The organism is Methanothermobacter sp. K4, from assembly GCF_022014235.1.
Classification (GTDB): Archaea; Methanobacteriota; Methanobacteria; order Methanobacteriales; family Methanothermobacteraceae; genus Methanothermobacter.
The window spans coordinates 209934-221903 of sequence record NZ_JAKLTD010000002.1; the positions used below are offsets into that span (position 1 = coordinate 209934).

At 50.7% G+C, this 11970-nt stretch carries 6 protein-coding genes; 3 read left to right on the forward strand and 3 right to left on the reverse strand.

The window, feature by feature from the left end; genetic code table 11:
- Window positions 1-2: 2 nt before the first annotated feature.
- Window positions 3-3293, reverse strand: a complete 3291-nt coding sequence (locus tag L5462_RS04765) for a helicase-related protein (RefSeq protein ID WP_237779671.1) — start codon at window positions 3291-3293, stop codon at window positions 3-5.
- Between the two features lie 63 nt (window positions 3294-3356).
- Here L5462_RS04765 and L5462_RS04770 point away from each other — a divergent pair, with 63 nt between their 5' ends.
- On the forward strand, window positions 3357-4634 hold the full coding sequence (locus tag L5462_RS04770) for an amino acid permease (protein ID WP_237779672.1): 1278 nt from the start codon (window positions 3357-3359) through the stop codon (window positions 4632-4634).
- Between the two features lie 214 nt (window positions 4635-4848).
- Here the strand turns inward: L5462_RS04770 and L5462_RS04775 are convergent, their stop codons facing one another.
- Together L5462_RS04775 and L5462_RS04780 are read right to left on the reverse strand one after the other, a co-directional pair.
- Window positions 4849-6960, reverse strand: coding sequence for a response regulator (locus L5462_RS04775; RefSeq protein WP_237779673.1), 2112 nt, complete (start codon window positions 6958-6960; stop codon window positions 4849-4851).
- Window positions 6961-6970: 10 nt separating this feature from the next.
- A complete protein-coding gene (locus tag L5462_RS04780; protein ID WP_237779674.1) occupies window positions 6971-8623 on the reverse strand; it encodes a helix-hairpin-helix domain-containing protein in 1653 nt (550 codons plus the stop codon).
- A 302-nt stretch (window positions 8624-8925) separates the two neighbouring features.
- Here L5462_RS04780 and L5462_RS04785 point away from each other — a divergent pair, with 302 nt between their 5' ends.
- Both L5462_RS04785 and L5462_RS04790 read left to right on the forward strand, forming a co-directional pair.
- Entirely contained in the window at window positions 8926-11319 is a 2394-nt protein-coding gene (locus L5462_RS04785) for a UvrD-helicase domain-containing protein (RefSeq protein ID WP_237779675.1), read from the forward strand.
- A gap of 216 nt (window positions 11320-11535) precedes the next feature.
- Window positions 11536-11970 (forward strand): hypothetical protein (locus L5462_RS04790; RefSeq protein ID WP_237779676.1); only part of this gene is annotated, 435 nt, incomplete at its 3' end.

The following is an 11970-nucleotide window of genomic DNA, read 5'->3' on the forward strand; positions in this document are numbered from 1 at the left end:
GATTATTCCTCCGTTCTCCTTATCTGTTCACCGGGTACGATGTACCTCACTTCCTCTCTCCTCACCGGTTCAAGTTTACCGTATGGGTCCTGGATGGTGATGAGTTCAGGGTCCTCAGTGGCACTGTAGACCACGTAGAGCCAGTAGTTCTCCCTGAACCTCCTGGCCTTGAGCCACTCGTTCTGTGTAAGCTCAATATTATCCCTTCCGCTTCTCGCCTTGACCTCAATGTACCTGACCTCTGACTCTGAGGTCGACCTCACATCGAATCCAAGGTTCTCCCCTGATACGTCCTCGGGTATCCTTCCATTGCTCCTCTCATGGTCCATGGTGACCTTCATTCCTATCATCTCTATGTCCTCCCTGCCGGGGATCTCAGGGGCCTCCACGTGTATCATTCCAAGGAGTTCGGGGGGTGATGCTGTGAGGGTCTCCTCCATCTCCATCTCCCTTTCGAGTTCCCTCTTTCTGTGCCTGTACTCCTCGAGTCTTTCCTCCTCATTTCTTATGGCTATGCCCATGTCCTCCCCCTCATCGAGGCGCCTGTAGTATTCGATGAGTTTTGCCTGGGAGGTGTCTATGAGGTACTGTATGGATCTCAAGCCGTACTTCCTTTTTATGCCGGTTCTCTTCTTCCTCTCATCCCTCAGTTTATCCATGTACCTCATCAAGGCCCTGGTTGCGGCTGCACTGGCCCGATCCTCGCTCACATCATCCTCGACCGGGTGGCTGTCGGGTACAAGGTCCCAGAGGATCATTGGACTCACCTCCACCACCTCCTCTCCGGTGTCCTGGAGGGCGAAGACCCTTTCACCTGCGGGTTCGTTCCTCCCATCTGTGACCCTTCCCCTGTAGAACCATATGGTTCCCCTGTATCTCCCTGATGGGTCCCTGAAGGTTGAGCCCTGGAGGAGCGCGTCTCCAAACCTCTTACCTGTGTACCTTATGGTGGCCTCGAGGAGGGGGTGGCCGAAGGATATGAACTCGTGTTCATCTGTCCTCGGGTTGAAGGTGAGGTTCCTGTACTCCCTCCTCAGTGTCCCGTACCTCCTTCTGAGTTCATCGTTCCAGATGCGAAGCAGTTCATGGGGTGTCCTGATGGTGTAGAGGCCCTTCCTTTCGGTGTACTTCCACCCCATCCTTCTGAATACCGTTCTGAAGAATTCCTCAACGTACTCCGGTGCGAGTTTCCGCTCCTTTATTATGCGCTTTATGTCCCTCATGCGGGTGTAGTCGACCTCAACTGCAAGCTGCTCATCCATTATCCTCTCAAGGATATCCTCGGATGGTTTGAGGAGTTCATCTATCTCGTCGTCCCTCAATTCACCCCTGAGGGTCTTCTCTATTATGCCTGAAATGTCGCGTTCGGTGTATATCTCACCGATCACATCGTAGACCTTATCTGATCCTATGTCCTGGCGGATGCTGTCAAGTTTCTCAAGTAGCCTCCTCATCACGAGGCCCTCCCTGGTGTTCCCGGCCACCAGGTTGTATATGTGGACGTCCCTCCTCTGCTTGTACCGGTGTATCCTCCCCATCCTCTGCTCAAGGCGGTTGGGGTTCCAGGGGATGTCATAGTTGACCATTATGTGGCAGAACTGGAGGTTTATACCCTCACCCGCGGCCTCGGTTGCAACCATAACCTGCCGGTTCCTCCGGAAGTCCTCCTCGGCGGCTATGCGCTCATCCATGCCCATATCACCGTGAATGGTGCACACGCTGTACCCCCAGGACTCTATCCTCTCAAGGAGGTAGTCGACGGTGTCCTTTGATTCGCTGAAGATGAGTATCTTCTCATCACCTATCTCCTCCAGGATCCTCTGAAGCTCCCCGAGCTTGGTCTCGGTCCCTGATTCCAGGAGTCTCTCTGCATCCTCTATAAGTCCCTCCAGGGTCCTCACTTCTGCTTTGAGTTCAGGGAGGGACTCCGCCAGTGTGCTTCCCTCGAGGATTCTTTCGATCTCCCAGATCTTCCTCTCCTCCAGGTCGCTGTAGTCACCGGGAACCTCTATCCGGGACACGGATTCAAGGTCCTCCATTAGCTGGAGGCATCTTTCCCTCTTCCTCCTGAGGGACATCATAACCGCGTATATGCTTGATGCCATCCTCCTCTGGAGGAGCATCATTGCAAATACATGGGCCCTCCTGTCGGTTGAGATGGCCCGGTTGTACTGTTCTGTTATGTAGCGTGAGATCTTATTGTAGAGTTCCATCTCCCTGTCGCTGAGGTTGAAGCTGTGGGTGTGGGTGTACCTCCTGGGGAATATGGGCTTCCCATCAAAGTCCCTGAGTTCCTCCTTCACCCTCCTTATGAAGAGTGGGTTGTCCCTGTTTCTCCTTGCCTCCTGTATGAGTTCCGGGTTTGAGAAGAATCCGGGTCTGAGGAGGTCCAGGAGAAGCCTGAAGGCATCGGGGTCACCGCTGTGTGGGGTGGCTGTGAGAAGGAGCATATGGTCTGATGTCCTGGAGAGTATATGGCCGAGCCTGTACCTCCTTGTTTTATCTGTTTTGTTTTCTGATCTGACCCTTGCGCTCATCTTGTGGGCCTCATCAACAACCACAAGGTCCCACCTTGTTGATGATAGTGATGCCATCACGTCATCCTGCTTTGCAAAGTCAATGGAGGTTATGTAGCTGTTCTCAATCATCCATGGGTTTTCACCCTGCCTTGACCTCATATATGATCGGTCCACGACAACGAAGTGCTCCTGGAATTTCTCCCTCATTTCACGCTGCCACTGGGCCTTGAGGTGGCCAGGTGTTACTATGAGGACCCTGCTGGCGGCTCCCCGGAGTTTCAGTTCCTTTATGATCATCCCGGCCATTATGGTCTTACCTGCGCCCGGGTCGTCGGCTATCATGAACCTCATGCGGGGCATGCTGAGGGCGTAGCGGTACACCGCCTCAAGCTGGAATGGGAGGGGGTCTATCCGGGATGTGTTCATTGCAAGGTAGCCGTCAAAGAGGGAGGCGTTTCTGAGGCGGTATGCCTCTATGCCCATGAAGAATTCATGTGGATCAGCCCTGAAGTCTGCCGTTCTCACGAATTCAACCCTTTCAAGGTCCTCCATGGTCAGTATTGTGCTCACAGGGGACCCGGTATTGACTGTAACACCGTAGATTATTATGCTTTCTCCACCATCCACTGCCTTCAGCACCCTGACCGTTTCCGGCCAGAAGGGGCCCCTTATCACAGATCCCTCCTCTATCAGACTACCACCCCTGTAAATGTAATCTCTTAATACCTTAAGCTCAAGGTTAGAGTGTCCAATTTTTTCATTTATTCCCTGCATCTATAAATGTTTCCATCCGGTCCCCGGGAACAACTATTAAGGTTATCTCACTTAATTTAATCCATGAAGAACCCGCTGCGGAGGGAACTCACCCTCTTTGACACCATCAACCTTGTAATCGGGACCATAGTGGGGGCCGACATCTACATCGTGGCTGCCTATGGTGCAGGTAGCCTTGGCCCGGCCTCCATACTGGCCTGGTTCCTGGCCGGCCTCATGGCAGTGGTTATTGCACTTGTATTCTCTGAGGCCTCCAGGATCCTCCCTGTGACCGGGGGCCCCTACACCTATGTAGGTGAAACCCTTGGACGTTTCGCGGGTTTCATAACCGGATGGTCGCTCTGGGTTTCCTCGTGGATCGCCATAGCGGTGTTCCCCATAGCTTTCGTCTACTACCTCGAATACTTCATCCCCCTGAATGCCATCTGGGAGGCCCTGATAAAGGTCCTGTTCATCGTCTCACTCACCCTCATAAACATTTCAGGGGTTGGGAGGGCGGGTAAGGTGAATGATATCCTGACGGTCCTCAAGGTGGCGCCTGTGCTCCTCTTTGCCATCCTGGGGGTGGTGTACCTCGCCCTCCACCCGACAACCCTTACAGGTAATTACACTCCCCTGGCACCCATGGGCCTCGGTGCCCTTGGCGGTGTCACCGTACTTGTGTTCTGGGCCTACGTCGGGTTTGAGCTTGTGACGGTCCCTGCAGATGAGGTTAAAAATCCCGAGAGAAACATACCCCTCGCCATAACACTGGGTATGGTCTTTGTGATGCTATTCTACCTCCTCACCAATGCTGTTATACTTGGCCTTGTACCATGGAGGGTGCTTGCAGCCTCAAGCGCACCCCTCACCGTTGCGGGTTACAGTCTCCTTGGTGGTCTTGGGGCCCTCATACTTACCGCAGGTGCTGTATTTTCAATTGCAGGTTCAGAGGAGGCCGGGATGCTCACAACTGCAAGGTTGCTCTTTGCAATGTCCTCTGACGGCTTCCTTCCGGGTTTCCTTTCCAGGGTGCATGGGAGGTTCGGGACGCCCCACATCAGCATCCTTGTCCAGAACCTCACAGCCCTCCTGGCGGCGCTAACCGGCACAGCTTCGGGGCTCATTGAACTCTCTGTTCTGACTCTGCTGATTCCCTATACTGCTACATGTATTTCCCTGGGTGTACTCAAAAGGAGGGAGGGGCGTCCTGTTCCCATGAAGAGTGTTCTGGGCGTCCTTATCTGTATCTACCTCCTTCTGAACACCACGACCTGGACAATCTTCGCAGGGCTGCTCCTCATCATGGGGGGTGTGCCACTGTACCTGGTCTTCGGGAGGAAGAACCTGAAGCGGGACTGAATGGATTTTATCACACAGATCACCGCGGAGGTCCAGTGGTTTTCGACCTTAATCATAAAGTCAGCTTGATGGGAGGAGTGGTGAATTGCTTATTGGAAGGAGATAAACGACCTTAATCATAAAGTCAGCTTGATGGGGGCTGCGTAAAGCAGCTCAATATCCAGGGATGCTCAGGGGTGTGTTAAGCTTCTATACCTGCGATACCATGACATGGTCAGCCCTCACCCCTGTGTACCGTCTTGGCCCAGCGCCTCTCACGCCTCCGCAGCATGTGAAGTGCTGCAATGACAAAGAGGGGCAGGAGGTAGAGGCAGTAAGCCCAGTACTCAATGGCCAGTACAAGGGTGCGGGGGACGCTGTAGCCGTCCATCTTTATACCGCTCACTGCGAGGGGGAAGAATGCTATGGTGGATATGAGTCCAATTATGAAGGGAGCCTCCATCCTGAATCCAAAGCCTGCCAGGTTCAGGATGAACACAACGTACCCCAGCATCACAAATCCTATGAATAACATTGAGAAGAGGTAGAAGATTGCGTCGAGCTTCCTGTGAAGTCCTATGGGGGCATCGATCATCGGTGCAAGGTATACGAAGAGGGTTTCAAGGTTACCTGTGAGCCAGCGGGTCCTCTGCCTGAAGAAGGCCGGCCACTCACTCACAGCCTCCTGGAAGACCTCAGCCTCAGGGGAGTACCTGACATGGTACCCCCTGAGCATCAGCTTGACGCTGAGGTTGAGGTCCTCTGTGACAGCGTAGCCATCCCAACCCCCTATCTCCTCAACCACCCTCCTCTTGACCAGCTGGCCGTTACCCCCAAGGAAGGTCGGGACATCCATGTTCATCCTTGACCTCATTATCACGTTGCCGAATATGGCGAACTCAATGTCCTGCATCCTGGTGAGGAGGTTCTCATCTGCATTGTACATCCTCACCCGGGACTGGGCGCCGGCCACATCATCCCCATCAAGGTAGGGTACTATGTTCCTGAGGAAGTCCGGTTCAACCCTTGCATCGGCATCAAAGACCGCTATGATGTCTCCCTCGGCCATTGTGACGCCATCGTTAAGGGCGTACCCCTTACCATTGAATGCAAAGGGGGCCCTCCTTGTTACAACCTTCAGGTGCCTGTACCTCCTCACGAGATCCTCGAGTATCTCACCGGTACGGTCCGTTGAACCATCATTCACAACTATGATCTCATAGTTCCTCCTCCCGTTAACATGGTAGTCCAGTGATGAGAGGGTCTCAACACACCTCTCAATTGTGTTCTCCTCGTTGTTGGCGGGGACTATGATGCTCACCATGGGCATTGAATCAGAAAGGGGTATTTCAGGGTCCCTGAAGCTGAAGGTAAGGTGCAGGAGGCTGTAAACTACGGGGATGAATAGTGTGTACATGAGCCAGGTCATGCTCCATGTTATGAAGCCGTAGGCTGCAAGTCCCAGTATCACCGAGGATACAAAGAAGACACCGGTCTTCTCTATCTTCATCTCCTCGGCCTTGGTGACGATGACCTCATGCATCCTCCTTGAGTAATCCTCCATGTCCCTTATGGTCTGGAGGACCACCTCGATCTCGGCCCTCAGCTGCTCGGTGCTGAAGGGCTTGAGGAGGTAACCGTAGGGTTCCGTCTCGAGTATCCTGGAGAGGGTTGAGTCATCGGAGTATGCTGTGAGGTATATTACTGGAATGCCATGCTCACCCTGTATCACCTCCGCGGCCTCTATACCATCCATCTCACCCCTGAGGTAGACGTCCATGATCACAACGTCAGGTTCGAGTTCTGAGGCCGCTGAAATAGCACCCTCACCTGTATCCTCAACACCAACTACCCTGAACCCTGCCTCCTCCAGTTTATGTGAAAGGTCGGCTGCGACTATAGCCTCATCCTCCACCACAAGGACCCCCGGGACTGCCCCGGTCTTCCTCTCCTTGGGAACCTTCAGGAGGTCCCTTATATCCGCCCGGTAACGTTTGAGTGCTGTTTCAACTGTCACCTTAAGTGTGCGGTCATCGTAGGGTTTGAGGAGGTAACCGTAGGCCCCGGCCCTCCTGGCCCTCCCTATGGTCTCAGGGTCAGAGTAGGCTGTGAGGAACACCACCGGGACCCTGAGGTCCCTTATCCTACGGGCCACATCCACACCATCCATCTCACCCCTCAGAACTATATCCATGAGCACAAGGTCGGGTCTCTTCTCTGCTATCAGCTTGAGGGCCCCTTTACCTGTAGCTGCAACACCCACCACATCATAACCCATATCCTCCAGTCTCATCTGAAGGTCTGATGCTATGAGTGCCTCGTCCTCCACGATCAGAATTGATGTCATAACCCTCACCCTACCCGCGAAGCCACCTTCTGAGCCCTCTGATACCCATGGTGTTTATTACATCGTCTGACTCTGCCCAGCCGCGCCTTGCGGTTATAACACCCCACCTGATATTCTCAAGGGCCCCCCTTGAGTGGGCGTCACTGTTTATTGCGATCCTGCAGCCTGCCTCAACCGCCATCCTGACATGGGTGTCCCTTAGGTCCAGTCGGAGGGGGTTGGAGTTCACCTCCAGGGCAACTCCAAGTTCAGAGGCACGTTCAACAACCCTCTCCATGTCAACGACTGGTTCGGGTGACCCGAGTATGCGGCCGGTGGGGTGGCCTATTATATTCACAGGGTCATGCTCCATTGCCCTGAGTAGCCTCTCTGTGATGTTCCCTGGGTCATGGATGCTTGCAACCACCAGGTCAAAGTCCTGCAGGATTCTATCCGGGACCTCGAGGCTTCCATCATGGAGTATGTTGACCTCAACACCTGCAAGGACCTCCACGTCCTCGATACGATCGGCGGCCCTCATGTAAGCATCAATGTCATCGATGTACCTTGCATGGTCAGTGAAGGCAATGTACTCCCTCCCCAGGATGGATGCGTACTCTGCCATGTACTCCATTGCATCGATGCCGTCACTGAACAGGCTGTGCATGTGGAGGTCTCCCCTGATATCTGAGAGGTTTACAGGGTCAGGGAGTTTCCCCTCTAATGCTGCGGCCACCTCGCCACGGTTCTCCCTGAGCTCAGGTTCAATGTACGTCAGGCCAAGTGCCTCCAGGACCTCGGCCTCTGTCCTCCCGGCGACCCTCTCATCCCCCCTGAATAGGCCGTATTCACTGAGCTTCATTGAGGAGGAGATTGCTATCCTCCGTAGCTCCACGTTGAACTCCCATGAGCCTGTGAAGTAGAGGAGTGCCGAGCCAAAGACCTCGTCATCGAAGACCCTGAGGTCACAGTCAAGGCCCTCCCTGAGGCGGACGGTTGACTTCCTGGGGCCCTTAACCACGACCTCCTCAACCAGGTCCATGGAGGTGAAGTGGTCCATGACACCCTCCGGGTTGGTGGCTGTCACCAGTATGTCGATGTCCCCTACGGTCTCCCGGCCCCTCCTTATGGAGCCTGCCACCTCAACCCTCCTGACACCTTCAAGTTCAAGGAGCTCTGATTTTATCCTGGATGCAAGGGGGACCACGTAGGCTAGGGGTCTCCTGGAGATCCTTGACCTTGCAAGTTCAATGTTACGGAGTATCATGGCCTCCCTCTTCTCACCCATCCCCCTGAGCCTCCTTATACGGTGCCTCCTTGCCTGCTCCTCAAGGTCGTCCAGTGTCTTTATCCCCAGTTCCTCGTAGAGGAGTTTAACAGTCTTGGGACCCACACCCTCCACCGAGAGGAGGGAGTCAAGGTCCACCGGGTATTCCCCAGCCAGTCTCTCAAGGAGTGAGAGTGAACCCGTGGATAGTATCTCCTCTATCTTTGCAGCGATGTTCTCCCCTATACCCGGGAGTTCCCTAAGTCTCCCCTGGGCTGCCACATCCTCTATGTCCTCCCCTAGAAATTCCACTGTCCTCGCGGCCCTCCTGTAGGCCTTTGTCCTGAATTCATCGCCCCTGAGTTCCATGTAGTCAGCAACACGGTTCAGAATATGGGCCACCAGATGGTTCTTCATAAGAATATATGTATTGTGAATTATTAGTTAACCGTTTAGATTGATGGCGTCAATGGTAGCAAGTATTTAACCTATGAATGTGAAAATGAAACATGAATATTCTTCAATAAACAGGGGGTTGTTTGTTGAGTGAAGGGAGGGTTTATATTCCACAGGAGAAGACGAGGAACTTGAGCTCTGGTGAAGAAAGATTCATCTCTTTTCTCAGGGAAAAACTTCCAGATGACTGGAAGCTGTATTTTAAACCCCACCTCAATGGTTCCAGACCCGACCTTATTCTCGTTAATCCCATGGTGGGGATCATGGTTTACAGTGTCCTCGATGATGCAGATGGAGACCCTGAAACCGAAATAAAGCGCCTTGAATACTACAAAAAGAAGATTATACAGCAGCTAATCCCATCCATGGGGGAGATGACAGATGAAGACCGGAAAATTTACGGTATCGTAAGGATGGGAATATATGTTGATGGGATGAAAACTGATGATGTTGAGGAAACATTCAACGGTTATGAGAGATATGTAAGCTGCGCTGGATATGACTCCCTCTCTGAAGACTGCCTTGAACTCATAATACCAGCATTAAGGTACAAGAAAAGTAGATATATGAGACCAGAATGGGCTTCGGAACTTGAATCATGGATAATACCACCATACCACAGGGACAAAAGAACAGGAATCCATCTTACAGAAGAGCAGCAGAGGCATGCAAACCCAGAACCAGGCCATAGAAGACTCAAAGGTGTCGCGGGAAGTGGTAAAACTCTTGTAATAGCCCATAGAGCAGCGAAACTCGCTGCAGAAGGTCACAGGGTCCTCATAGTCACATTCAACCGCACATTATGGTACCACATAAGGGAGATGGTGGATAAGACCCCCTACAACTTTGACTGGTCACTCCTCACATTCAGGCACTTTCATGGTTTCTGTTCAGACATTATAAATGAGCTTAGAATCCCCTGCGACTCCCAGGACCCCGTCGAATGCCTCCTTGAGTCAATCTGGGATTATGACATATCAGATTACAGGTTTGATGCAATACTGATTGATGAGGGTCAGGATTTTGAATGGGAATGGTATGATCTACTATCAAATTTCCTCACAGACAGGGACGAGCTTTTTTTTGTCTGTGATAAAACACAGAATATCTATGAAAGGGACCTTGGATGGGTTGATGATATGTCCGGTGCAGGCAGGGTGAAATTCAGGGGTAAATGGAGGGAGCTTCGAACCATCCACAGGTTACCGCCAGAAATATCTGAATTCGCATGTAAATTTGGGGAATCATTCCTTCAACTGAATAAAAGCCAGTTTGACGTCAGCCAGAAAACACTCTTCAGTGAAAGCTCCGTCATATGGAAGAATGTGAATCCCGATGACTGGGACGCTGAGATATTTGAGGCCTACATGTCACTTAAGAACAAAGGTGCCAATGACTCTGACATAGTGGTACTTGTACCCACAAATGAGATGGGCTTGCGGGTTGCAGAATTTTTCAGAGCATACAATAAGAAAACAGATCACCTATTTAGGGAGAATGATAAAAATTCCAATAAGAGAATATTTGCCTCAGATAATAGAATGAAGATAAGTACCATACACAGCTTTAAAGGCTGGGAAGCGAGAAACGTGATAATCTGGATTCCTGAAAAGTGGAGTCACGGTGAAAACCTCGACTCGGTGATATATACCGCCATAACAAGGACCATGCAGAACCTCATAATACTTAACACCGCTGAAAGATACCATCACCTCGGCGAGGACATGGAGGAGAACATTGACATCCCCCAGGATGTTTCAGAGGATGAAAGCGACTTTGAAGTTGAAAAATGGGCTGAAAAACTTCCATTTCCACTTGCATCAGTTATATGGGCGGGTCTGGCATCTGATAAGTACGAGACCCGGGTCAAATATCTTCTGCAATTCTTTGAGGTGCTATCGGAGTTCAATTTCAATCTTATACTGAGTGGCCTTTCATCCTATGGTATACTCTTCCAGGAAAAATTGAGGGAATCTCTAAGTGATTCAATGGAAGAGTGGTTTTACAGGCCGACCTTTGGGAACTGGACAACAAAACTGTTTAAATTAAGTAGAATACTTAGAATGGCTCTTAATGATAATTACACAAGGAATCAGATCCGCAAATCCTTCGGAAAACCTGATGATGAGTTCCTCAGGGTACTCTCGGATCCTGATATCCCGACAATTCTAAGGAAAGTTTCAAGATACCGGAACACATGGGAGGGTCATGGGCCCCGTGTATCTGAGGATGAGTACAGGAAACGTTACAGTATACTGATAGGTTATCTGCTGGAACTCAGGGATATTATGGGTGATATTTACAGTAGAACATCTCTTGTTATTCCAGGTGAGGGCGTCCTGAATGGTGGGGTCTATGAATACACCGTTAAGAGGTACATGTCAACAAAATTTCCGTTCAGGGCAGTGAAGATAAAGAGCAATGAGCCCATGGACAGCAGCAGGATCTATCTTGTAACAGAGCACAAGAGGGATCACATGGAGCTATTACCTCTTATAATCAACGTTGATGACATCTGCTACTTCTACAATGGAAGGGATGATGAAACAGGTCAGGCCCGTTACTGTTCCTACCACCATACAGAAAGGGCTGAACTCCTGGTGCCATTTGATGGACTTGAAACTGTTCAGAAAATACTGGAACCCCATGAAGGGTGATTCACTCAGTAATGGCATTCAATTTAAGCCAGCTCTTCAATTATTTTATTCAGGTATTCCAGTATTCATTTCAGAGGATCACGTGTAATTAAAACATGTTCCTTAAAGTCATAACATCAACCTACCACCCCCAAACTGATATAAAAACTTTGCATATTGCAACTAAAAAATAAAAGATAAATACCAATATTTGAAATGTATAAAAGGGGGTGTTTTATGAGAATGCTGAACCTCGGTGAGTTAATAGACTTCTTTGAAAGTATTGGAGCACCTTGCCTGGATAACTCAGAAATGCCAGTCTGGGATCTGAACGAGCCGGAGACTTCAGATGACGAATGTTATGTGGAAGATGACGAATCTTATGAAGAACCGATGCCAAGAATGATGGATGAACCTGACGACGTGATGGACCCCGAACCTGATTATGATGAATCTGACCTCGCTCCAGAGGAATACCTGATGGATCCAGAGTATATGGATGAATACATTGATGAGGAATACGAATTTTATGAAGAATACATAAAGAGGAAGAAAAACCCCGACGAAGAAATACTGGAACTACTAAACCAACTAGAACAGGACCAACCAGACGAAAAAGAAATACTGGAACTACTAAACCAACTAGAACAGGACCAACCAGACGAAAAAGAA

Coding starts and splice junctions, on each gene's coding strand:
- L5462_RS04765 (WP_237779671.1), bottom strand. CDS start 3,293: ATGCAGGGAATAAATGAAAAAATTGGACACTCTAACCTTGAGCTTAAG.
- L5462_RS04770 (WP_237779672.1), top strand. CDS start 3,357: ATGAAGAACCCGCTGCGGAGGGAACTCACCCTCTTTGACACCATCAAC.
- L5462_RS04775 (WP_237779673.1), bottom strand. CDS start 6,960: ATGACATCAATTCTGATCGTGGAGGACGAGGCACTCATAGCATCAGAC.
- L5462_RS04780 (WP_237779674.1), bottom strand. CDS start 8,623: ATGAAGAACCATCTGGTGGCCCATATTCTGAACCGTGTTGCTGACTAC.
- L5462_RS04785 (WP_237779675.1), top strand. CDS start 8,926: ATGGTTTACAGTGTCCTCGATGATGCAGATGGAGACCCTGAAACCGAA.